Genomic DNA, 25,042 nt, shown 5'->3' with positions numbered 1-25,042 from the left:
TGATGGGGAGTTAAAAATTATTGATTCTAAAAAGATTCCATCCCTTATTCTTCTATCCACTTTCTGAAGGAAGAGGTATTGCTTTGGCTGGTAATAAGATGGTCTTTGTATCCTTTTATTTTGATGGAGAGGGTGTTTTTGTTATAACGTTCTATTCTTTCAATATGCTTTTTTTGAACAAGTTCACTTCTGTTGATCCTGAAAAAGGCTAAAGGATCCAGCTGTTTTTCAATTTCTTTTAATGTTGATTCATTCAGCAGGTTTTTCTTTCCAGCAGTGTCAACGGCAAAAACAATTCCTTCTTCTGCTTCAAAGAAAGCAATATCTTCAGTATTTATAAAATAAATTCCCTGATGTGAGCTGATTGTAAATCTCTTTTTATAGTTTTTCCCGGGATGGTTATTATTAAGCATTTGCTGAAGTTTTACGAACACATCCTGCTGCTCAGATGCAGTACTTTTCAGTAACAGAAATTTATTCCAGGCTTTTTGGAAACGATCCTGTGAAAATGGTTTTAAAAGATATTCTATTCCATTACTCTCAAAGGCATTCATCAAGAACTGATCATAGGCCGTAGTAAAGATAATCGGGCTGGAAATATCCACCTGATTATAGATTTCAAAGGCATTTCCATCCAATAATTCAATATCAGAAAAGATCAGATCAACATTTGAATTTTTAAAAAAAGCGATGGCTTCTTCTACTTTGTCAATTTCTGCAACAATTTCAACGGATTCATCGAGCTCACTGATGAAACGTTTCAATTTGTTTCTGGCCGGGATTTCGTCTTCGATGATTACAACTTTTATCATACTTGTTATACTGGAATTATAGGAATGATTACTGAAAATTCATTTTCTGTTTTTAAAATCTCTACCTGCTGATCTGTTAGCAGCGCATATTGTTCGATAAGATTATTCAATGCTCTTCCGGAAGTTTTCTTACTGTTTCGCTTGGGAAGCCTGTTATTAGAAACTGTTATTTTATGATTCAGATCTATTACAATCAAAACAGGATTGGCAAAGGTCCCAATATTATGCTGAACTGCATTTTCCAGCAGCAACTGCAGTGAAAGCGGAATAATATTTCCTGACGCTCCACTATGATTCACTTTCAAAGAATAAACATTTCCATATTTGTACTGTATCAGTTTAAAATATTTTTCTGCAAAAGCCAGTTCTTCTTCCACTGAAATTATTTTTTTATCAGAAACATCCAGAACATAGCGGTATATTTCAGCAAATTCGTTCAAAAAATCAGAAGCTTTTTGTTTATCTTCTTCAATGAGCTGGTCCAGAATATTAAGATTATTAAACAAAAAATGGGGATTAAGCTGTGCTTTCAGCTGATTAATTTTACTGTCAGACAATGCCTGATGATAAAGAGCCAGCTGTTTCTGATAGGCTGTATTCTTTTTGTAATAGCGGTAAGCCAGGAAAAAACTCCCGTATATAAAACCACCAATGAGGTCCGAAAAAGTAGAGAGGGTGACTACTTCCTTGTTGAAATTTTTCTCAATGGTCCCAAAGGCCAATGAAATCATAAAACCTATTATTTTTATAACCAACAGATAGGTCAAAAGTGAAGAGCTGAATATTTTAAGAATATCCTCAATACTGAATGTTGATGATTTTTTCCAATTCTTAATGAAAAAATCCATTACAAAAAAAAGAATACATGCACTGATAAAAGTGGCAACAGCAGCTTCCGGAGTAAAGACATATGCATCTAATGTCCTTCTTATAATTATACGGATATGAATAGATTGCAGATAGGCAAACAAAAGTACAAACAGAAGGAAATATCTGTTCTGATTAACCTGTTTTAAAATAGTTTTCATCAGCTTTATGAGTGGTCATTTTTTCACAAAAATAGCCCTATATTTTTACAGAGCTATTTCTTTGTATTATTATTTTTTCTTTTCGGGAAATGAGGCAGTAACATTCCCTTTATCATCTAAGAAATCCAGCTTGGCTTCATTATTTTTATCCACACAAAATCTGGCTCTTGGCTGTCCTTTGCTGTCAAATAAAAACAGTCCGTTATTTTCATCTTTAGTTTTCCCAAGCAGCATGCGCGGGGCCCCTCCAATCAGTCCCTGCTGTTCATACTCTTTATATTTTTTCTGTATCGCTTCCTGGTCTTTCAGCAGATCCAGCTCTGCCATGATCTCTCCGGTTTTGGTTTGTGATTCTTTTGAGGGACGATCATTGAAATAAAGCCCGCTGGATACTATTCTTTTATCTCCTTTTCTGTAATCCTGAGTCAGCAGCTGCATCACCTGATCTCCATCATACTGATCATAGGTAAGCGATAGTCCGGAACTGTGCCCGTTCTTATTTTTCTGCCCGTCATAGATAAAACCACCACATTCAATTCCATCTTCATTGAAGAAAAGCATCCCTGACCGTTTCTTTCTTGTTTTATTGGTAGGACTTCCATTGATCCTGTCTTCTCCGTTAGGGAATTTCCCGACATTGGTAATAATCATTTTTACAGTACCGTCTTTTTCAACAATATTGATTCTTTCGACATCTATTTCAGTAAATTTCTGATGCCCGTCTGTTTTGAATGCAGAAGCTGTTAAAAAGACAATTCCAATGACTGCTGCAAAAGCAAATGTTCTTAAAAAAATTAATTCCCTGTTCATCTATTATAGTATTAACTGTTTCTATTTTGATAGGTCAAAACTATTAGAACCATGGCTCTTATTCAAACCGAAAACAATGGACTAAGGAAATAAAGAAATAAACGGAAGATTTTTACAGATGAATATACTGTGACTTTCTTTCTGTCACCAGGATCAGTTCACCCAATAAAAAAATCCGCCACTTTATATGACGGATTTTCTATTATTTTTTAAGCTTTTTTAGACTCATTAATTCGCAGCCGGATCAATAAGCTCTGTTGTAAGCCCTAATGATTTTAAGAGATTTTTACTGTCGAACAGTAAAGTCGCATAATGTTTTCCTTTCTTAAAAATCAGTTTTGAACCGCCGGGAAATTCACTGCCGGCATCAAGCTTCTGAGTCTTTGGATTGTATTTACTCAATTTAACTTTACTATCCTGCAATGTACTTTTGTTCATGGTAAGACCAAAAGGCAGTCCTTCTACGATCAAATGCTTATTGTCTGAAATCGTGAAAAACATTTCATTCACCGTATTATCTTTTCCAAGACTGCAATAAAGCTCCAATCCTGTTTTTGTGGGCCATTTCGCATACTTTTCTTCATTGGCATCTTCATAAAACACCGTTTTTACATTCAATGCTTTTGAAATTTTATCGGTGGTCTGCGGGAAAATAAATTCAGAATTTTTGTCTAATAATGAGTTTAGAGCCGCTGATTTCTGTGAAAAAGCAGTTATACTTATTAGTTGAAAAAAGATTGCCAGAATTAAAGTGAATGGTTTGGTCTGCATAGGACTATTTTAATAATTGTAATGATTGGATGGCTAAAGGTATTAAAATTACATTATTTGCCTCTATAAAATTTTTATTAATCTTTTTCATTTTTGCAGAACCAGAATAAAATCTCAGCTTCCTACTATGCTTTTTGTTGTTTCAAAAAATATAATTCAATGCATAAATTCCTTCAATTGAAGATCTGATTCTTATTCCCTTTCCTGTACATTGAATACCGTACCTGCCGGATCTGTAATCCAATGCATATTTTCAGGAAGTTTTTCAATTTCATCACAGGTTTCTATGCCATTTGACTGCAAATATTGTGTTGCTTCTTCTATATCAGGAACTGTAAGCTGTAACCAGGTTTCGGAATGGGTGTAATTGTCGACGCAATCTAACCAAAGGATATTATTCCCGAATTTCACTTCATGTGTTCTGGAAATCGTGGGATTATTAATCGGTTTTTCCTCAACTTCAAACTTTAAAATATCTCTGTAAAAAGCAACTGTTTTTTCATATTTATTTTTAGGAATTTTTATAGCGATATTCATTCCCGCTTCAAATTTTGCATTCATAATACTATTTATTTATGAGGCTATTTTAAAAATCCATTCAGATAATTCAGAATCGTTGTGGTCTGCATCATCAGGCTGACATGGCTTTGACCAGGAACAACGGCCAACTGAGATTTAGGCATAGCGCCCATATCAGCAGCAATGCCTCCGCCTAATAATTTATAGGTTTTTGTAAGCTCTATTTTATCCAGTCCGTCATTGTCTCCGGATATAATTAAAACAGGGGCTGAAATTTTAGAAATATTAGAATCTCCCAGATCAAAAGGCTGTCCGGCAGCAGCGATCATCTGCTCTAAGAATTTTGTCCATTTTGTCTTATCAGGGGCTACTGCCTCATATCCGGTTTGCAGAGGGCTGTTCATAAAAAAGGCAGGTTTCATTGCTTTAAAAGCATTGCTTACTTCAGGTATCCAGCCACTGCTTTTATAGGTTGCTGAAATAATCACCAGCTTATTTAGCCTTTTGGCATTCTGTATAGCAAACTGGTAGGCAATGGCTCCACCAAAACTATATCCTACGACATCTGCTTTGTCAACTTTCAGATAATCCATCACCCCTGCTACATCACTTGCTAACGTGGCGTGTGATAATTTTCGTTCTGAAAATGGGGTGTGTCCATGTCCCTGCAGTTCAATAGCGATTACTTTCCGGTTTTTTGAGAGCTCAGGAATCAATTCTCCCCAATTCATATCGATTGTCATAAAAGCACCATGCAACAATACAATGGGTGCTCCTTGTCCATACACTTCATAATACACTTTAATACCATTAACAGGGGCATAGCCACTCTCAGAAGGTTTTATTTTCTGCCCATACAACTGTGATGTTGTACACATAATGATTGCAATGATCAGTATTGTTTTCAACAGATTGTAAAATTTGAATACATTTTTCATACTATTATTGAGATTTGAGGTTAGTTAAAAACTTTTCATCAAAATTACCAAGTCATGATAAAAATTCACTTGTCACAGGACAAGATTTTATCTGGATGAGATCAATTCTTTGTGGATTCTGTTTGGACAAGTATTCCGTGCTTTACACAGATTATATTTTTACCTGATTTCAGAAGAATTACAATAAAATATCACACAAATAATTTAATTAAAGATAAATATTTTCAATATATTTTTATTTTGGTTGCTAAAAATTGATTAATTTCGAACATCACTAAACCTAAATATTATGAAAAATTTAAAAAAAATCGAAAGACAGGAATTGAAAACAATTAAGGGTGGTATTGATTGCAGAGGTGGTCAGCTATGTTTAATCAGCGGAAAATGGCAATGCATGCCATATGACGGATGCGGCGGTGGAAATCAACCTTAAATCTTAAGTCTAACCTAATTACTTCAGTATGAAAAATTCTAAAAAAATTTCAAGAGATCAGTTAAAAAGTATCAACGGCGGAGCGGTAAGCTGCTCGGAAGCCTGCTGTCCTCCTCCGGGAATAAAAAGATGTCCGTGGGTGATTTGTATAGCACCCTGTGAGATATTAAGCTAGAACGTTGTATTTTACAAAAACACAAACCTGTAATTCGTATGAGTTGCGGGTTTCTTTGTTTTTAAATTCCTCCATTTATTCTTGAGTCAGCTTTTTTATCCCTAAAAATTCACTAAATGGGGTTCAATCACCATTTCTGCTTTATAAAAAATAAGGGGAAAAATGTGGGAAAGAAAACTTCAATAAAAAACAAAACCTACTGATGATCAGTAGGTTTATATTTTATACTCGCGGAGAGAGAGGGATTTTGTACCCATTTCTCATCGCTTTATGGATAAGATTTTCGCTGTAGCATCTCTGTGAATGGCCTCAAATAGGACATTTGCAAAAAAGTGGTAAAATCCTAATTTAAATTTTACGAAGTAAAACTATAAATTTCTGCTCAAATCTGCAAGTAAAAAGATTAAAAAATTGAACAGATTTTTTGAATTCAAATCAAGAATTAATCCTTCTCTTTTCCGCTTAAATTTTCAGTTGAAATATTTCTAAAAGAAAACGAAGAAAAAACCGGAAAAAAAGAAAAAAAGAAAGCCTTTTGAAAATGAGCGTGGCTTTCTGTCAAGGTTTTTTGGAAAAAGTTTTTGCGTAGATTTTTTATACGGAAAAAGTTTTTCTGAAAATCCTGGGACTTGACCTTGAGAGAATTTAGCAGATAGACTAGGGAGCGAAGTATCTTTGGCTTGCTTATTAATTTTTTGTTTAGTTATAACCAATGTCAATAAATATATTAATATAAAATACTTTTTATAAATCAAAATTTTTTTCATTCTCAATAGTCTTAAAAATACTATCAGCAGTAAGACACTCTTTATTTGTAAGTTGTTTATTCGTTTCAATCTTTCGAATGATTTTCCATATAGCGTTTGATTCCAGTAAATTAAATCGTCCGGTTGCCTTTCCCCACTGATCAATTTTAATCCATCTATCCACACCCATTTCTTTTACCTTATTTTCAATAAGATTCTTTTGTATTGAATCCATAGAAGATCCCTCATATCTATCCTTTATTTCTGAATCGTTATATAATTCCGTATTTATGGAAGTAACATCTAAATCAATATCGTAATCCTTAAGTATTTTCCAGCAATCTTCTTTTTTTGCCCACTCTCCAATCAAGCCTCCCGGAGCAGTATCTCTCATGAATTTATCTATTTTAAAAAGTACATCAGAAATCAAACTTTCCAGTTCTGATGATAGACCCTGATTTTTCCAAATTTTGTAAAGATTGATTTTATTATCAGTTATAAGCCTTAGGAATGATATTGTATATGGAACAACTATATATCTTAAATCTCCTATTGCTTTTGCACCTGTCCCATACAAACGCTCTGCACTTCTGAAAATAATAGACTTCGCAATGAGATCTTCATAAAAAATCTGATTGGTATCAATAGAGTCTACATTCTCCATAAATTCACTGAAATTTTTCTGTCTGCCACGTACTACCCACCAAGGTGTCATTTCCCAACTTACAAAAAATCTTGAAAGATCTTCTTTTGCAAATTTCTGGTCTTTAGGATTTCTATCAACCCATTTCTTTTGCTGAGCAGCAGAATCAATCTGGGACAATTCATCGTTATATTGTCCTCTGGCTCTTTCATAAAACCACCTCGTCTGATTCTTTCCTGTACTTGCAGGAGTCCATATTTTTCTGGATAAATGCTCTACTTCAATGTGAAAAGAATGATTAGAAGAAAGATCTGCATCGGATACTTTGTTTTGAGTATTAGCATACTTCGATATCAGAGATACTATTTCTCCTTTTTTAAGGGGATCGTTAATTACTGTAAGCTTTATTTGTACACATACTGCACTGATATCTGCTGTTTTATATTTTCTCCTTGTCTGGAATATAGAAGCTGTGGTCTGTCCTCCGTTAACTATCTGAAAATCTTTTACAGTAATAATTTTTTTGCCATCAGGAGTAAGTGTTATGGACTCGGCTGTTGCAGAAATACCATTATTATATGCCAGAAACATATGTGGCTCTTTAAGAATAGTATCTCTTATTTTTTTATTAATATTACCTCTGAACTGTAAAAATGTACGAACATTTTGCTCTAACAATCTGGCTCCATGGTCTTTGTATATGTCGGCCAACATACAGGCAGGCATTATGGAAAGATAAGATTCATAATCAGCATTTTTTTCAGGCATTGCCAAACAAGGAAGTGATGTGCCAAACGACTTGTCAAAATCAATCAGTATAGATTGTTTTCCTGAGCCAGAGGTATGTATACGATACAGATACTCAATATCTCTTATATGGTAAAGCAGGGGTATTTCTCCAATTTCTGTCTGATCCGGTGGTTCAATCGGGACAAGCATATCTGTCAGGATATACACATTTATCCTGACGATTTCATTAATGATATTATGGATTGTATTTACAAAATCAAAAACCGGTGCTGTTTCTTCTATTCCTTCTATTTTTCCGGTCAGGAGATTCTGTAAAAAACGTGTAGAAAGACTTACTGCTGTTTTGACATCATCTGCATAAAGACGACCAATATCAGTACTCCCTTTGAATACAGTGATAAAAATATCTATAGTCTCATAACCTTCACTAATAGCATAAGCATTGATTTTGTGTATGCGATTGCCTATACTGTTTTCTCTGATTTCTCGACAGGGTACAGCTCCTTCAGTATCTCCAGCTTCTTCCAGATATTCTAAAACAAATTCTGTAAATTTCTCCTCTCTTATACCACCTGTATTATCTTTGTCTATAACATCTGTAATATCCTGCAGTAATTGTGTCCGGAAATGAAATAGTTCATTTTGTTCCATAATTAAGTGAATAATTGATTCATTGGAGTTCCGTTTTTTAATTCAAAATCGCTAAATGGATTTTCAGATTTTTCGATAGCTAAAGAATAACATAATCTTTCATAAACTTCTTCAAATCTTCCTCCAAAGCTTATTTTTTCTTTTTTCTGATCACCTTCTTTTTGGGTTATGGGTAAAATATTGAACTTCGTAAATCGTATCTCATGACCATGCTCAATCCTACGGACCGGTGTGGTTAATTGACAGACATATTCTCTTATCAATCCAGTCTTAGGGTTTACTTTTTTCATTATTATTTCTTTTCCTGAATCCAGAAGTATTGTATTCTTTAACTTTCTAAGTTCATCAATGATTTCAAAAACCAACAGAAGCTCTCTTCTATAAACCGGACTATCAAAATCATCGTGGGACAAAGGGTTCATAACAACTTTTAAGCAGTTTTTCAACTTAATAAAAGGAGTAAAGCTTAAATCATTTTCCTTTAGATAAACCCGTAATTTTGTTATGAATGTATCTAACTTATTTATAGGAACAATATCTCCATTAGGTAAAGCATCATACTTTTTATTATCTGGTAAGAATTGTTTTATAAGGGTTTCACAAATTTTTCTCTGATAATTGGCACAGGCAGGATATTGTTTCATCCTAAAATAATACAGAGCTTTTTCAAAATCATCTTCTCCCGGCAATATGGCAGGGTGATCAAACCCTTTTGAATGCCGGTCTATATACATCTCCTGAAAACTCCATTTACTATTACCCAGATGATTTTTTGCCAGTTCATACCATTGTCTGTCATAAGTAGTAAGAAATATCTGATGATCAGTAAATGTTTTTGATTTTGTTCCATGAATAATGTGATCCGTTAATATATCCAGTAAAGGAATTCTGTTGGAATTATCAAGTCCTGTAAAGATATCATCCAGAAAAAGAACCTTGTATTCGGGTGAGGGTACGGAAAGGTGTGCAGCCAGAAATATACATACCGCCAAAGCAGACAGACGTGCTTCATTCAGAAAATGGTGGTATTGTTCTCTTTGCTGATTTAGGTCTATCCCAAAATATAATACATTTATTTTTATCTCTGGCTGTCCTCCAGTCAAAGACTCTTCTGTAAGTTGAGAAAAAGAGACCGTCATCGAATGATCAAAGTAGCGAAGCAGGTGATTCAATGTTTCATTCAGATCGCTTAGTATCTGATTGGCACCTTGCGTAAAATCCCTGAGATTGATTTCATCTGGATTTGTCCGGACGATTTCAAGCAGGGTATTCATTTTCAGATTCGTTTCAGGTCTGGAATAAACTGGAGTAGTAAGATCTGCCAAAATCCCATCCGGTCCAAATAAAAAATCGAATAGATTTACTTGAGGATCCTGAATAAAATGAACACGTAATAATTCCCGGTAAGTCATAAAGCTTCTGCCCCGGGCTACAGACCGAAGTAGTTCATCATTTACACTTGTACGATGTAAATCCTTAGAAAAGGAAAACGTTTTTTCTTCTTTATTTCTCTTAAAATCAACTTCTATAAATGGTTGTTCATCCAATTCAAGTTCTCTTGAAAATACATTTTCAGTGAAATGATAACCTACTTCAACTGAAGATCTGAACAGATCATTTAATGCTTTGTAAAAGGAACTTTTCCCACTTCCGTTTTCACCATAAATCAGTAGATTCTTTCCCTCTTTAAGGTTGATGGCGTATTTAGAACGGGATTCTTCCCTTTCATTGTAGAAAGCTCTGTAATTATTAATAGTGATTCTGCTAATTTTCATAATGGTACTACTGAATAAAGATGGCCTTTATCTTTTTCACTTTTTCGTGACTATCAAGGTAATATACAGTTTTACGTACAGGGTGATCTCTGTCATAAAGCACTTTAAACAATTCTTCAGCCAGAGCTGCTCTCTTTTCTTTTACTGGTAAGTCTTTCGGAATAACAGATTCAAGCGAATCATATAACAGTTTCTTTTCCTGTTGCATGGATTCAGGAAAATATGTACAGAAAATCAAAGCATCAAGTATAGAAGCAAAATAAGATCGGATTGTGCCCGTACCAAGAGCCTGTTCATCACGTCCTGCTGAAACCAGTAATTCATACAGGTTATCATATACCCATAACTGATTTTCTTCAGGATAAACAAGTGGAAACTTATAAAGAACTTCATTTTTAATGAAATAAATATCTTTCTTCTGCTCTCCATTCACTCTTACCCAAGCTCCGAAAAGAGTTGAATTGAACAGTGTTGACAGAAATCGTGCTTTTACCGGTTCTGAGCGTATTACCCAGCAACTATCAGGAAAAGCAGCAGGTTGCTCATGGTAGCAGAATGTAACATATTTTGAACGCTTCAGACCGACAATATAGTGCTCATTTTCTGTAAATTCCTGCTCTGTTTTAACAGCAACCATAGTAGGTTGATTCAAATAAAACTGCTGAATTTCTTTCTCTGCATAAAATGGTACAGAAGTTAATCCTGATGCTTTTTCAGCAGTTAATATCACATTTGTATGCGACTTAAGCACCTCACTCAATTCATCTGTTCCAGGATAGTATGGAACTAAACCGCTTTGAAAATCAGTTTCTTTCAAAACATTCTGATAACTATTTTCAATTAAACTTCTGAATGTTTTTTCATTCAGTAAACTTTTCCTGTTTGAGTTATTCTTTTCCGAATCGTCTTCATCAGGATCAATATCGTCCATATCCAGCTCTTCAGGATAGCCGTATAATTGTTCCTGAAAAACTTCATTTACGGCATAAAGAACCTTTTCTTCGTTTTCCATATATGGAAAGCTGATCGCAAGACCAATAATCGGAACATTGCTGTATGCAGGCTCTTCTGTGCGAGGTTTAGGGTTTAAAGGATAAATCAATAACAAAGCATTAGTTTCGTTCCTGTTTTTCCGGATACGTAAAGGACTAGGATGTTCGGTGGGCGTTTCTTTTCCACTTTCAACTTTATCACTTATAGTTTCCTCCAATGCCTTACTAAGCTGGTCGTCATTGAGATCAATGTATTCGTGAAAGTTACCAATGATATGCGCCTTCGTCAGTTCATAGTAAGAAGATGTTTCTTCAGCATCATCTTTCCGGAAAGAAAAACCGACCTTTAGGTCACCATATAAGACCTCATTCTCGTCATTGGCACTGCTATTTGTAATCAAAGCAATTGTCCAGTTAATAAGTTTATTGTTCTTAGTCTGTTTTTCTATATATTCCCGGAGTAATCCGGTATGGAAAGACGGTTGTGATGATTGATATACAGTAAGATACTCGATCACGTCTTTGAAATTATTTTGACCCTTCCAGACAAAAGATTGCTTTCTGAGATGTTTACTTTCATTCGCAGCACCATCCGGAGTTCCAAGTTTTTCTATAAATTGTTGAGTGATCAGATGATTCTTTTCGAAAAAGTCCTTTCGGGTTTTATCAAACTGCCAGGTTTCTTCCAGATCGCCGGAGAAACCAAAGTACATCATCTTCTTATAACGGAATTTGTTAGATGCAGTGATCGTTAAGATCCCTGTATGAGCCCTTACTTTCAAACCATAATCGCGAGGCTTCTTTTTTAAGAGCCACATACGATCAAATTCTGCACGCATTTCTTCTGTCGCTGCTGTAATGTGCTTATAGTGACTTACCAGATCGCCTGTTGTGAATAAGCGACATAAGTCCAGGTAGCCTGGTCGATATCCAAACCAACGGCCCATCTGCATCAGCGTATCATACATTTTGGAAGCCCGCAGGTAGTAACTTACAGTCAATCCTTCTAATGTGAGTCCACGTGATAGTTTGTTTCCTCCCACAGCAATTACCGAAAGCCCCTTTTTCTGATTTTCATAATAATCAAGTGGTTGTATATTCTCCTGCTCCAAACCTCCAAGCAATTTCGATCCGTGGACAGCCCTTACTCTGATCTTTGTTACGGCAGGAAGTAACTCCTGTTCCAGTTCATCCCAATTGATTAATGTCATTCCTAAATCAGTAAACCCAGAAAGTGATTTCATTATTGTTTCTGTTTTATCAATAAATTCATCCTCCCACAATGCTTTTAGTTCAGCAAGAAAGCCAGGGTTTCTGAACTCAATTCTGTTCTTAAAACGAAAAAGTTCTTCTTCAACTTTTAAAGCAATGTGATTCTGCCAATCGACAAAACGCGTAACGTGTACCAGCATGGAATTATGCACATTAACTTGTCCTCTTACACGGCGGGCTGCACACGCCAGGATAAAATACTGAATAGCTTTTTTTAAAGATTCAGGCAATTCCTTTGGTTTGGCATCGTCTTTTTTATGTCCGTCCGGAATATAATTGAAATTGGTTTTCCGGATACTTTCTCTGGTTATTTCACTATCGTAGTAATCTTTTGGCTGATGATCGTTAATTGGTTCGTATAGATGAACCGGGAGTGGATTTTGAATAATTTCATCTTCTTCATCTGTTGCATTTTCATATTTCTGATCTTCGCTAACGATACCGAAAAATTTCTCCGGACCTATATAGTTGGAAGGTGGAGGAATATTAACAATAAAATCCCGTGGGAACAAATCTTCTCCGACCGGATAATCTTTATTTTTGACAACAATTTTCAATCCTTTTCCAGGTTCTTTATCATCCTCAGGAAGTGGAATAAATACATTGGCATAAGGTGTTGCCGTATATCCCACATAAGCACTTTTCCGGAATAAACACAACAATGCACGGATAGAACCATTAATTGAAGAAACACTACTTTTACTGATATTGATTGAGGCATTGTCCGCCTCATCATCAATGAGTAACATCGGAAGATCATTGATTATTTTCTGATCCGTTCCATGAATATTTTCTCCAACCTTAGCAGATAACCACTCGATAAGATTCTTTAATACAGAATTATTTTTCTTGATTACCACAATAACCGGATCAGTTCCTTTAAGATACAAATTAGTTGTATCAGCCACATTTTTCCGGAAGTCTCCATTTAATGCGCTACTTGTGAGTGAATGAGCAGGAACCCCAGGATCCAACCGACCTACACCTATGCGGTTATTGGATTGTATAAAGCTTCTGCTTGTTTCAGTGTCATAACCCAGAAATCCTTCGTCGATCCGCAATTGTGTCTGGCTTCTCAGTGAACTGTGAATACCAGCAAGTACTATAATCAACTTATAACCAGCATCTGCTGCTTTTGTAATCAATCCGACATAATTGGATGTTTTTCCGGATTGAACGTGCCCCACTACCAATCCTCGTTTATCAAATTCATCATGGGCATCCGGATCCGCCAGACGATCCAGAATATTATCTGTTAATTCATCTAAACGCGAGATAACTTTAGGAGCAATCTTTTTCTCATCTTCCAGATAAGTCTGGTAGCGTCTCCAGAATCTTCTTGACGAAACATTTTGTGACCATTTTTCTTTAACCCATGGTTCAATCCTTTCATTATCAAGAATTCGGGGAGCATCCTGAGATATTCCTGTAACTTCGACCAATCTCAAAAAAAGTAATTCTTTGTCACTATCACCTAATAAAAGTAACTGACTGACTTTTTCTATAGCTTCATTAATTTTTTCAATGGTTTCTGGTGGATCAAGATCCAGAAGATTTCTACAGATTTTCTGTGCCTGTTCCAATAATTTCTGATCACTCATAGTGCAATGTTTCTATTAGTTGCTGATAGTCACTAAATGGTTCTGTCATAAGTAGTCTGTGTTTAATTAGTTTCTCACTCATTCCCTGTTGTTTCCATCCGGACCGAAGGTCTTTCATCATCGAAAGGATTTCTGTTTCTGCTGTTTTTTCAAATGGCTTAAGCATATTATCTGGCAATTCATTTTCTTTAGCAATGATGACAGGACCAGGAACTGTTTCTTCAATAATCCTGAGTAGTTTCAAAATTTCTTTTTTCTTATCAGGGAACTTTGCTATCTGTGCTGAGATAAAAGGGTGCTCCTGGTTGATTCTGAAAAAATACCGACCATCTTTTACCATTTCTTTCCAGACAAATGAGAAATCACCAGTCAAGGATCGTTGAACTTGTCTGCCCCTATGTCTAAATATCTGTTCTGCCTGGGATATTGCAGCCACAGCAATTGATTTCAGATTCTGTCTCAATGATAATGGAGGGCGAGCTCTCGATTTTTTTATATCAATCTGCCAGTCCTGATCAAGATGATTAGGAAGATCAATCATTATCCTGGCTAATTTATAGTTTGATTTTTTACGGGTTATACCAAACCAATCAGCAGCAAGAAGCAACCTCTCATTTCTGTAAATATAAAAACCCTGTAATGCATCCCAGCCACCTCTTTTTTCATTCTCAATCCAGATATCTTCTTCAAGCTTTGACCTGTGAGGAAGTATATAAGCTTTTACTTTTACAGCGCCGTTTTCCAACAATTCTTCAGGAAATGGTTGGGTAGCAATTTCACCTTTTAAAAATGGATCCCATCCTTGAACCTGTATTCCATTAAATTGTATTTTTAATTTTCCTGTTTCTAGATATCTATGAAAAATCATTTCTATGTGTCTCTTGACTTTTTCGGCAATAATATAAAACTCATCTTCACCTATTTCCAGTTTATGAGTTTCAATAATTCTGTCTAGATTCTGCCATATAACAATTGATCCCTGTTCCATATTTTGGGAAAGCTGAATATCCTCTTCATCTGCAATATTAAGAATAGTCCATCCTTCAGTGTCAGGAGCTGTAGCATAATCAAGATCCCATCGCCAATAGGTAACCGGAGTATTTTTCTTCCTGGAAAGTACCGTAAACACTCTGCACTGTGAAAATGAGGCAGTTTTAAGACCCAAACCGAAACGCCCCAGATCATTAACTTCCCTCTGAACGGAGGGACTTTGACTCCCCGGACGCATTGCCTGAATTAGTTCATCTTCATTCATACCTGTACCATCATCACGGAAACTTATTTTTGAAAGTTTTCCATTCCATATAAAATCAATCCAGATGTTTCTGGCTTTTGCAAAGATAGCATTGTCAATTATGTCCGCTACAGCTGTTTCCGGTGAATAACCAAGATCCCGCAAACTCTCCATCATAGAACCTGCAGGGGGAATTGCTTCATGCGTTTTTATATTTTCATACTTATGTGGGATCATACTGTGATACAGTTTTTATTTTTAGCTTCAGTTCTTCAACTGTAAGAGTAATTCCTTTTTTTCTGTGTACCATTCTGTGACAATTTGCACAAAGGACAACAAGATCTTTTTCAGGATTTGTAATCCTTTCATTAATTATATTGCCTGCTAACGGAATCAAGTGATGTACCTCGATGAATCCCTCTCCCCAGATTCCGTAACTTTTACCAAAGTTAAAACCACATGCCATACATGTTGTTCCATGTAGTTTAATTGCCCTTTTGCGTAGGCTTAAATTTCGTTCTGCCTTACGTGATATATATACTTTTTGTCCTCCTTCAGTCTCACTTTCTTCATCTTTATCTGTCAGATTCTCATCTGATAAATAATCTGGCTGAACAAAGCTTAAATAACTCTGATAAACATTTCTTAAATCTTGCTTTCTCTTACTATCCCCTTCTCGATGCAATAGTTTTTCTATTCTTAATAATTCGTCATGATTATTAATTTCAAATAAACCCAAACCATTCAGATCAATGGAAAATTCTTTAAGAATACTTTTTTCAATATGTGTAGCGTAAGCGATAGTTGTACTTGGACTATTATATGATGAATTATCGGGCTTTCCCCTTCTTTCGAGCCAATCAATAAAAGAATTTTTCCTGTCATTGATAATGTTTTTTTTTAGTTTAGCAGCAGTTTTCTGTAAAAGACTTTTATTGTTGTAAAATTCTTTCCAAATTACTTCTTCAAGTTGCCCGCCACCAGTCATTCCTTTTCCTTCAAAATCCGGATCTATTCTTTTGAAATTTGCCAGTTTCAAAGATACGCTTCCCTCGCTTCTCTGAAATCCCTTATCCTCATTAAACATAGATAATAGATTACTAAGCTCTCTAACTCTAGGATTTGTACCATGCATTTGTCCGTATTCAATTTTAAAATACAGGTCAAGTGCCAGTATCAGCTCTTCTCTGGTCCAATGAGGATTTTTCATTTAAAAGTTCTGAATTTTACACTTTACAAAAAGATAATGCAGTAATGCATATCCCGTGTTAACACTCAGTGCATTTCCGGCCTGTTTATAAAGCTGGTGTTCACTTACTTTAAAATTTATTGCGTTGTCATAAAACTCTTTATCAAAGCCTTGTAATTTCAATGCCTCCCACGGAGTAAGTTTTCTGACGGGTTTTTTATAAAGAATTTCTTTTGAAGTATCTTTATGCGAAAGATTCTTTAAGATGAAATCATCAGAATAATAGTTATCCTGACAGGCTCTATGCATTTTTACCATTGTAGCTGTGAGTGTTCTGGCAATAGTCAAGTCTATCTGAGAATTGCTTTTAAAGTTTTTAGAACCATCTGCCAGAATTGTATGCTTAATCTTTTCCGACAGGTAATACTTTTTGTCTACCTTTTTGTCAAGTATTTCCAGGACATCTTTATATGTATTTAAAGAGTGTTTTTTAATCGAATTAAAATTTTTGATAATGGCCTCTTCACTCAAATTAATATCCAGATGCTTTTTACTACACACAAAAAATACTCTTGTTCTTTTTTGTGGTAATCCAAAATTCTGCGTATCAAGAAGAACATGGTTAACATATTTATACCCATGGCTTTTGAAGAAGTCAAGTATTTTATTCAGTGTTTCTCCCTTGTCATGTGTAAGAATGTTTCTTACATTTTCCAATACGATGAAATCAGGATTTTTACCTGCAAGTAGTTCATGGATACTAAATAATATTTTCCCTCTTTCATCCTCCAGACCTAGCTGTTTTCCCAACAGACTGAATGCCTGACAAGGGAATCCTCCCAGAAGCAATCTGAAATCATCCAGTTGTTCAATCTTATCCTTTTCAGAAGCAAATTCAACAATATTATTCATACGTGTCTCTCCGTTCAAATGATAGTTACTTTCATAAGTTTTCAAAGCATAATTGTCTATTTCAGAAAAAGCAATACAGTCAAGGCTAACATCTGTATCTTCTGATATTAATTCTGCAGCTCTTCTAAAACCTCCGATTCCGGAAAACAATTCTATATATTTCATTCTATGTAATATTTTATTTCACTGGCTATAATCTCAGCCAACTTTACAGGTACTGCATTACCAATCTGTTTATACCAGCTATTTAAACTTCCTCTAAAAACATAATCATCCGGAAATGTCTGTATTCTCGCTGCTTCTCTAGGGCTTAATCCACGTGGCTGATCAGGATGAATATACATATGACAATCATACTTCATGTGTGAGGTAATCGTCTTTGACACCTCGCTTTTTTTTAATTTATAATATTTATCTTTAAATATATGCTTTCTATTTTTATATACAAGAATATCCTGAATACTTTCATGTAGGGAATTTTCGCCTTCTGGAAGGCGACTAAAAATCTCCAGATCATTTTCATTGTTATAACGAGATCTGTGATTCCATAAATAATTTATTGTGCGGCGGTTATTTATCGTATGTAAAAAATCATTCTGCTGAAGCAACTTTTTGCTTAAATTATATCCATTCTGTTCACTTTCGTAGCTTGTATTTAGTTTTATCGGATTGGTACCTATAGGAGGAAGTCCAAATAGTGCATCTTCAAGCTTATACCTATTCTCTTTATCCTGCTTTGCTATAAGTCTGACCCGGATCTGTTCAATATTTAAAAAATTTTTTCCTCCTATAAGAATATACCTTATACGACTCTGAGGAATGCCAAAATACTGCGCATCTAAAATCAAAGGATTAAAAAAATATTCTTCGGCTGTTACATTATTAATATCTTCTTCAATCTGGCGCTCAACCTTTTTCATTCCTCTGACATTTTCCATTATGAAGAAATCAGGCTTAATTATTCCCAGCAGACTAACGAAATGCTTATATAATATATTTCTATCATCTTCAATAAATCGTTTTTCTTTACTTTCTTTATCAATTTCAAAGTTTTGCCGGTTAGCGGTTGAGAAACCCTGGCACGGTGGCCCCCCGGCTATAAGCTTTATGCCTTTAAAAAAATGTCTATAATCATCAATATTATTAATCAGATCAGCTATATCTCCATGATAAAATCTATTTAATGTGAGATCATGATTAAAATAATATGTTTCAAGAGCGTCTATATAATTATCATTAACAAAAGCCGGTGTAAAACCTGCATTAATTAAACCCTGGCTTAGCCCCCCTGCGCCACTGAAAAAATCTGCAAAAAGCATCCCTGCAGCAGGTTCCTTTTTTAATTCAGGGAGATACTTCTTGAGTAACGGATGATTTTGTGCCTTATTTTTACGAAGAGTATAGTATACATTGTTAAGATTTTCAAATAAATCCGGTTCTAAAAGTTCCTTGTATTCTTCCGATATTGAAACATTTTCAGACTCTGTTATGGGAATTTTTTCTTCTTTAAGTATTTTATGAAGTTCATCAAAAAGATTCTGAGATTTCTTCCTGAAATTTTTCTGATGATATTTATAGTAGAACTCTAACATTATAGTTTAATTTGTTTAATAATATTGTCAAGATGAATGTCTCTAACAGAAGCTTTCAATTCGCACTCCCAGATCTCTATGACTTTCCAACCTGTATTTGTTAATATTATTTTATTTTCTTTATCTTTTTCGATATTTCGGTTAATCTTATCAAGCCACCATTCTGTTCTTGTTTTAGGAACAACAAAATATTTACATCCCTCATGTCCGTGCCAGAAGCATCCATTTACAAATATTACTGTTTTATATTTTGGTAAAATGATGTCTGGTTTGCCTGGTAACTTTTTATCATGAAGACGATAACGAAATCCTTGTGAAAAAAGAAATTTTCTAACGAGCAGTTCAGGTTTTGTGTTTTTACCTTTAATCTTACTCATATTAAAACTTCTAATTTCTTTAGAATGCACATCTGCCATTTTCTAAATTTTTTCAAAAGTTAGTTTATATATTTGCAATATATTCAAATAGTTAAAGATTAAATAACCAAAGTATAGTTCGCTTATTTTTTTTGGATATTTTATTAAATTACAATATATATAGGTTTTATTTAAACCAATAAAAGTACATTTTTTTATGACAAAGAAAAAATGTCTGGAGTAGATATTTTCTTGTAATCTATATTATTCATAGTATAAACTAAACCAAATAGAATAATATGATAAAGAAACTATGGGGTGTCATTTATTTATTGGCAATGTAGTGATAAAATTCTCAAGAATATATATCTTAAACTTCAGCCCTTTTAGTCAAGATTTCTTTAAAACTGGTTTTTGAAAATTTGATTATTTTACTTGCACCTTTTTAACACCAATCTTCAACTCCCCACCAAAATCCACCATCACCACCTGGCTTCCCTGAAACGGATTATATGACGGCTGATAATCAATATAGCCCGAAGAATGCAGATTCTTCAAGCATTTATGATAGGTGGCTTTTGAGCGGATTTTACTGATGCGCATCACCTCATCACGAGAAATACTAACTGGATTTCGGAAACGGCTGAAATTCCAGAACTGGAATAAGGCTAAATAGAGGCTGATGTGTGATGGATTAAGTGTTTTATCCTGAGCCACCTTTTCATAGAAAACTGTAAGATGTTTGATATAATTCATTGGTTTCGGTATTGTGAAATATCATTACTTCTTCTTCAACATTTCTTCGATGTCTCTGTAATTGTAATATAATGTCCCACCGACACGGGTGTAAGATAAAGTTCCATTGATGCGTAGCTTCTGCAATGTTCCAGAGGAGATTTTCAGAAGTGCTTTGACCTCTGACGAACGCAGCCATAATTTCTGCTGGGAAATCTTGATCTGAAATAGGTTTTGTAGGTCTTCCAGCAATTCGGTTCTAAATTCCTGAAGGTCTTCTTTGGTGATTAGGTTTACGATCATAGCTTATCGTTTTTGACTAAATTTTCTTCTGCAAATTTGAAACATTAAAACCTTGAAAACAATAGTGTTAATGGTAGCTGGGCTAAATAAGACAAATTTAGATGATTCTGGAATCTTGGAAGATTAAAAAAGAATAAATTGGATAAGTTTGGAATCTTAAACCTGATTTCAAGGAAAACAAAAAACAAGTTCCGCAGTTTTTTCCCCTTTTTGCAAAAAAGGCAAGAGAGTTTTTGGATGTACAACTTGAAAAGTTTGTATATACAAAGACACATCTTGCCGTTAAAAATGGATGTTATTTTTCAGAGTTCTAAAAATCGGAAAAAGAAATTACAGTAAAAGCGTAATTGATTGAAAATCAATATTTATTTTTTGTAAGCTTATTTTTCAGAGCTCTAAAATGAGAAAAAGTAAAGCTGTCATTTTTACCCGGTTGTCAATATGTATCTTTTTTACGCAGGTTTTGGATTTACCTGTATCCTTTTTACGCAGGTCGGCGTATAACCTGTATCTATTTTACGCATCTACCCGTGAAATGTGCGTAAAACAAGCACAGGTCAGAAGAAAACGTGTGTTATTTTACTCAACGTTGTTGGATGTTTTACATATTTTGAATTAAGGCTTGAATCAGAATGCTTATTTTTTGAACATACATTTAAATATCCGGCTCAATTTTTACGCAGGATTGGTGTTGAGTTGCTTGATTTTTGAGCCGGTTTTAAGCTGACCTGTGCACATTTTACGCAGGTTTCCAGTTAACCTATATTTAATGATTATATTTGAATTACTTTGAAGTTTTTAAATGAATAATTTTTGTAAAGAAGCCCGATGAATTACCAAACATTTGAACCGAGTCACGACTTGACAGCATTTATCAAATGTTATTGGACATTGGAAAGCCCCAAAGAAGAAACGCCTAAAAAACAAACCATCGTCCCTGACGGATGTATGGAGATGATCTTTCATTATGGCGATCTGTACAAACAATACCTGGATAATGGGAACAGCATTATCCAGCCCAGATGTTTTGTCATAGGACAACTGACACGGCCGCTGGAAATCGAGCCAACCGGCAAGACAGGAATTTTCTCCGTTCGCTTTCAGCCGGAAGGATTCTTGCCTTTTATCACTACTCCAATAAAAGAGATGGAAAATACCGCCGTTTCATTGGAAAGGCTGTTCGGAAATAACGGACAGGAAATTGGGCAACAGGTTTTAAATGCCAATTCTACTTCTGAGAGGATAAAACTTATTGAAATATTTTTACTTAATCGGCTGACCGACATCGAAACCATTGACCGCATTGTAAAATCAATTGTCGAAACTATTATAACAGCCAATGGGCAACTGTCAATTGATGAACTGTCCAGACAAACTAATCTTAACCGAAGACAATTGTTACGCAAATTTTCTTCAGCCATTGGCCTAAGTCCCAAACAACTATCCAGAATCATTCGATTGCAGGCTGCGCTTAAAATGTTGCTGAACAATCAGTTTTCCAACCTCGCAGATCTAGCTTATGAAAACGAGTATTACGATCAGGCGCACTTTATCAAAGAGTTTAAAGAATTTACCGGATCTACGCCCAAAGAATTTTACGGTGGTCACCTTACGATGTCCTCTCTTTTTTACGGCACGGATTAGACTTGTCCCATTTTTACAATTTTAGGTTTAAAAAACATTGCAACTTTGCCGTCTAAATTTTCGACAAAGAAGCCATTACGTCTTTGGAAATTAAATAAAATGACAATTATTCAATCAGCTAAAATTATGAAAACAGGAGCAAAATTTTTTATCACAGTCGTTGGTTTGGTCATTCTCTATGCCTGGACAATAAAACAGGCAAACTACATTCAAAAAGCGGAATGGCTGATCGGTACCTGGGAAAACAAAACCCAGAAAGGCAGCATCTATGAAACTTGGACAAAATTAGGAGACAACGAATTTTCAGGGAAAAGTTATAGTGTCAAAGACAAAGACACGATCGTTTTTGGAAATATCCGGCTCGTGCAGGAAAATAAAAAGTTGTTTTACATTCCGACTGTTAACAACCAAAATGATGGTCAGCCTGTTCGTTTTGCCGCCAAAACCATTTCAGAGAATCAATTGGTCTTTGAAAATCCACAACACGACTTTCCGCAGATCATCGCTTACACAAAAATCACTTCCGATTCATTGATAGCCGAAATTTCAGGAACAAAAAACGGACAGAAACGCAAACAGACCTTTCCAATGAAAAGAGTGAAAAGGTAATAATGTAGATAAACTTTGGTTAATTCAATAAATTCAAGTATATAATTGCAAAAATCCTACAGATCACCCCCTCCCTGACTGTCAGGGATATCAAGATCCTCTAAAGAACTTTTGCCGCCTATAGTATCCGATTTTTTGATGACACTGATCTCTCCATTAAGCTCGATGACAACTGCCAAAACATCATCTAACCTTTCAATTCCTTCCTGACGAACTACAGCGTTGATCTCATCAACCGTTATGGCCTCGGTGCTCATATTGTCTTTGAGGTATTTGCCTTTATAGAACAGTAAGCGTGGAGAGGAATTGATTAGGTGTTCCATCTTATCGGATGTACTGGCCAATTTCGCGAACAGATATTGTAAAGCTATTATCAGAAATAACACCATTACACCTTCTGCTAATGGAACCATCGCAAGCATCATATAGGCCAATGTGGAACCCAGAGCGACCGTCACCACAAAATCAAAGGCGTTGAACTTAGCCAAGGTTCTTTTTCCCGAGATCCTGATGAAAAGGAATAGAATGACAAAAGAGGCAATGGTCATCAATGCGACCTGTCCAAGTTTTTCCCAATTTTCAAACAACAAATCTTTCATTTACTATTTTTACCATTAGTGTTGATAAAATAATGCCAGAAATGACCTGGAATGAAAATGATCTTTACACAATTTTTACGGTGCAATCTCTTCCGTCAAAGTTGTTTTTCCGGCTCTATATGAAACCTGTAAAAGCTATTCGCATAATTATATTGTAGAACTTTTATTTAATGTTTTTCCAAAAGTTATTAAATTATTATCGGGGTTATTTGTCATTTGCAGCAAACTTCTCTCTGCACTGATGTTGATACTCTTGCAGCGACATTCCATAGATTTCTGAAAACAGTTTTAGAAAGTTGGAGCGCGAGGCAATTCCGCATAACTTGGCAAGAACTTCTGTTTTCTGATGAGCTGATATAGGATCTTCTGCAATCAATTCGGCAATATACTGGATGCGCAACTCACTTAGGTAACGGTTAAAATGCATTCCTTTCTCTGTGTTAATGTAGGCAGATAGATAATTAGGGTTCGTCCCTACTCTTATGGCAATTTTTTTCAAACTCAGGTTCGGTTTCAAAAACTCTTTTTCATCTTCAAATTTCTGTAGATTCTTCCTAATTCTGTTGCGAATCTCTGCACTCAATGTCCATTTTGATGGTGAGACATCGGGTTCCAGTTCATTAATATCCACACCTGCTAAGACCATACCGTACTTTTTCTCAGGCTTCTTTTCCAGATAAGTGTTGACCGTGAACACAAATAAGAGCATAGAGACAGCTACAACGCCAGCGAGGATGTTCCTGTAACGTTGTGCGATACTGGAATATTCAATAGTTATCTCTTCCAATTCAAACCTCGTAGAAAGGTAATGTCTGTCTTCTATGTTTATTTTTTCAATTTCGTGGAGGGTATCAGCAAAAGATAAAGTCTCATCTATATTTGATTTTTTACGGGCATTCTCCAGTAAAATCTTATAGTTTTCCGTAAGCTCAGGAAAGAAAAAATGGTGTTTCTGATAAATAGAATCTACTTTTTTAAAAAAACTAAAGGATTCTTGTTGCTGGTGCTGAGCCAATTTATTCTTTCCTATATAAAAGTAGATCATCGATATCCAGGCAAAGTCATTTACACTGACCAGTTCCGGAAGTGCACGATTGAGATCAGCAATACTTTGCTCGTAATTTCCTTTACGGAATTCAGAAATGCCTTTAGATTTAAAAAAATAGCTCCTTAACTGGACGAAATCTAAATCTTTGGGTATTTCCCTCATTCCTACGTCAATTAAGCGGTCGGCACTATCATCATCTCCCATTTGTTGGTAGCAATAGATAAGCTGATGTAAACTTTCATAATAGCCTTTGCGCATATTGTACAGGATATCTGGGGAATTATTTTTCAAAATCTCCTGTCTAAAGAAAGCAGAACAATCCTCAAATTGACTGACCGCCTCATCATAATATCCCAGATAACTCTGCATTACACCCAGATGATATAATATATTATACTTTACATATTGGCTAGTGCTATATCTGGCGTAGGATAACGCTTTTATATAATCATCCAATGCAGGTTGGTAGTCTTTAAAATTAAAGTAAGACACAATTCCCCTTCCTAGATAAGCAGAGGCAATAAGATCGTTATTACAACTATGCTGAGCGGAAGTTATTGCACTGTCTGCATACATCATTTTGCAGTATCCTGATGGCTCAAAATTCAGGGCATCTTGGTATGCATATGTTAATTCAGAATAATTTTTTTCTTTTTTCGTGAGGGCGATTAAAAGGTCAACGTAAGAAAGTGCTGTACTATCATTAACCTTGTGGTGATCATACTTTTTTCTGATCTGATGATAGGCCACATTGTCTTTGCTCTGCGCAACCCATAATTCCGCAGTGGAAACCAAAAGCAATATAAATAACCTGAACATCTGCACGTTACCTTCATTTTATTAAAACGTTTTATAAAATTACGTTATTTTTTATGGAATATCCAAGTGTTTTGTAAACTACATAA

The 25,042-nt window shown here is 35.1% G+C and carries 22 protein-coding genes; 4 read left to right on the top strand and 18 right to left on the bottom strand.

The genetic code is table 11. The annotated features are described in order from the left end of the window. Positions 1-44 precede the first annotated feature (44 nt). The 6 genes from DBR39_RS04335 to DBR39_RS04310 form a co-directional block, all read right to left on the bottom strand. Positions 45-812, bottom strand: coding sequence for a LytR/AlgR family response regulator transcription factor (locus tag DBR39_RS04335; RefSeq protein ID WP_124531007.1), 768 nt, complete (start codon positions 810-812; stop codon positions 45-47). A 5-nt stretch (positions 813-817) separates the two neighbouring features. Continuing rightward, positions 818-1,840, bottom strand: a complete 1,023-nt coding sequence (locus tag DBR39_RS04330) for a sensor histidine kinase (protein ID WP_124531006.1) — start codon at positions 1,838-1,840, stop codon at positions 818-820. Between the two features lie 69 nt (positions 1,841-1,909). After that, positions 1,910-2,650, bottom strand: a complete 741-nt coding sequence (locus DBR39_RS04325) for a hypothetical protein (RefSeq protein WP_124531005.1) — start codon at positions 2,648-2,650, stop codon at positions 1,910-1,912. A 228-nt stretch (positions 2,651-2,878) separates the two neighbouring features. Then, a complete protein-coding gene (locus DBR39_RS04320) occupies positions 2,879-3,421 on the bottom strand; it encodes a hypothetical protein (protein ID WP_124531004.1) in 543 nt (180 codons plus the stop codon). Between the two features lie 192 nt (positions 3,422-3,613). After that, positions 3,614-3,982: a VOC family protein gene (locus DBR39_RS04315; RefSeq protein WP_124531003.1), complete on the bottom strand. Its 369-nt coding sequence runs from the start codon at positions 3,980-3,982 to the stop codon at positions 3,614-3,616. Positions 3,983-4,002: 20 nt separating this feature from the next. Next, positions 4,003-4,878, bottom strand: a complete 876-nt coding sequence (locus DBR39_RS04310) for an alpha/beta fold hydrolase (protein WP_124531002.1) — start codon at positions 4,876-4,878, stop codon at positions 4,003-4,005. Between the two features lie 289 nt (positions 4,879-5,167). On the opposite strand from DBR39_RS04310, the gene DBR39_RS24175 reads away from it, so the two are divergent. Then, on the top strand, positions 5,168-5,311 hold the full coding sequence (locus tag DBR39_RS24175; protein WP_153816340.1) for a bacteriocin-like protein: 144 nt from the start codon (positions 5,168-5,170) through the stop codon (positions 5,309-5,311). Between the two features lie 28 nt (positions 5,312-5,339). Further along, on the top strand, positions 5,340-5,486 hold the full coding sequence (locus tag DBR39_RS24170) for a bacteriocin-like protein (RefSeq protein ID WP_165835290.1): 147 nt from the start codon (positions 5,340-5,342) through the stop codon (positions 5,484-5,486). 744 nt (positions 5,487-6,230) lie between these two features. Here DBR39_RS24170 and DBR39_RS04305 read toward each other — a convergent pair. The 10 genes from DBR39_RS04305 to DBR39_RS04260 form a co-directional block, all read right to left on the bottom strand. Beyond that, complete coding sequence (locus DBR39_RS04305) at positions 6,231-8,276, bottom strand: AIPR family protein (RefSeq protein WP_124531001.1); 2,046 nt, start codon at positions 8,274-8,276, stop codon at positions 6,231-6,233. Positions 8,277-8,278: 2 nt separating this feature from the next. After that, a complete protein-coding gene (locus DBR39_RS04300; RefSeq protein ID WP_124531000.1) occupies positions 8,279-10,051 on the bottom strand; it encodes an AAA family ATPase in 1,773 nt (590 codons plus the stop codon). A 7-nt stretch (positions 10,052-10,058) separates the two neighbouring features. Then, on the bottom strand, positions 10,059-13,916 hold the full coding sequence (locus tag DBR39_RS04295) for a Z1 domain-containing protein (protein WP_124530999.1): 3,858 nt from the start codon (positions 13,914-13,916) through the stop codon (positions 10,059-10,061). After that, on the bottom strand, positions 13,909-15,387 hold the full coding sequence (locus DBR39_RS04290; protein WP_124530998.1) for an ATP-binding protein: 1,479 nt from the start codon (positions 15,385-15,387) through the stop codon (positions 13,909-13,911). Before DBR39_RS04290 ends, DBR39_RS04295 begins: the two co-directional genes overlap by 8 nt. Further along, positions 15,374-16,360, bottom strand: a complete 987-nt coding sequence (locus tag DBR39_RS04285; RefSeq protein ID WP_124530997.1) for an HNH endonuclease — start codon at positions 16,358-16,360, stop codon at positions 15,374-15,376. The genes DBR39_RS04290 and DBR39_RS04285 overlap by 14 nt, the downstream gene beginning before the upstream one ends. Further along, positions 16,361-17,416, bottom strand: coding sequence for a DNA cytosine methyltransferase (locus tag DBR39_RS04280; RefSeq protein WP_124530996.1), 1,056 nt, complete (start codon positions 17,414-17,416; stop codon positions 16,361-16,363). Next, positions 17,413-18,843: a DNA cytosine methyltransferase gene (locus DBR39_RS04275; protein WP_228447763.1), complete on the bottom strand. Its 1,431-nt coding sequence runs from the start codon at positions 18,841-18,843 to the stop codon at positions 17,413-17,415. The genes DBR39_RS04280 and DBR39_RS04275 overlap by 4 nt, the downstream gene beginning before the upstream one ends. Next, the gene (locus tag DBR39_RS04270) at positions 18,843-19,259 is read right to left on the bottom strand and encodes a very short patch repair endonuclease (RefSeq protein WP_124530995.1); all 417 of its coding nucleotides are present in this window, start codon (positions 19,257-19,259) and stop codon (positions 18,843-18,845) included. Before DBR39_RS04270 ends, DBR39_RS04275 begins: the two co-directional genes overlap by 1 nt. 366 nt (positions 19,260-19,625) lie before the next feature. After that, a complete protein-coding gene (locus tag DBR39_RS04265; protein ID WP_228447762.1) occupies positions 19,626-19,955 on the bottom strand; it encodes a hypothetical protein in 330 nt (109 codons plus the stop codon). Between the two features lie 24 nt (positions 19,956-19,979). Further along, positions 19,980-20,237, bottom strand: a complete 258-nt coding sequence (locus tag DBR39_RS04260) for a helix-turn-helix domain-containing protein (protein WP_124530994.1) — start codon at positions 20,235-20,237, stop codon at positions 19,980-19,982. Between the two features lie 828 nt (positions 20,238-21,065). Here DBR39_RS04260 and DBR39_RS04255 point away from each other — a divergent pair. Together DBR39_RS04255 and DBR39_RS04250 are read left to right on the top strand one after the other, a co-directional pair. Then, positions 21,066-21,881, top strand: a complete 816-nt coding sequence (locus DBR39_RS04255) for a helix-turn-helix transcriptional regulator (protein ID WP_124530993.1) — start codon at positions 21,066-21,068, stop codon at positions 21,879-21,881. Between the two features lie 126 nt (positions 21,882-22,007). Continuing rightward, the gene (locus tag DBR39_RS04250; RefSeq protein WP_124530992.1) at positions 22,008-22,490 is read left to right on the top strand and encodes a DUF6265 family protein; all 483 of its coding nucleotides are present in this window, start codon (positions 22,008-22,010) and stop codon (positions 22,488-22,490) included. 56 nt (positions 22,491-22,546) lie between these two features. Here the strand turns inward: DBR39_RS04250 and DBR39_RS04245 are convergent, their stop codons facing one another. Continuing rightward, entirely contained in the window at positions 22,547-23,089 is a 543-nt protein-coding gene (locus DBR39_RS04245) for a DUF421 domain-containing protein (RefSeq protein ID WP_124530991.1), read from the bottom strand. Between the two features lie 205 nt (positions 23,090-23,294). After that, positions 23,295-24,956 carry a helix-turn-helix domain-containing protein gene (locus tag DBR39_RS04240; protein WP_124530990.1) on the bottom strand — a complete coding sequence of 554 codons (1,662 nt, stop codon included), beginning with the start codon at positions 24,954-24,956 and terminating at the stop codon, positions 23,295-23,297. Positions 24,957-25,042 lie beyond the last annotated feature (86 nt).

It is taken from the genome of Chryseobacterium sp. KBW03 (assembly GCF_003852415.1).
GTDB classification, from domain to species: Bacteria; Bacteroidota; Bacteroidia; order Flavobacteriales; family Weeksellaceae; genus Chryseobacterium; species Chryseobacterium viscerum.
The sequence above is the reverse complement of the archived record's forward strand: the minus strand, read 5'-3'. Positions and strand labels throughout refer to the sequence as shown.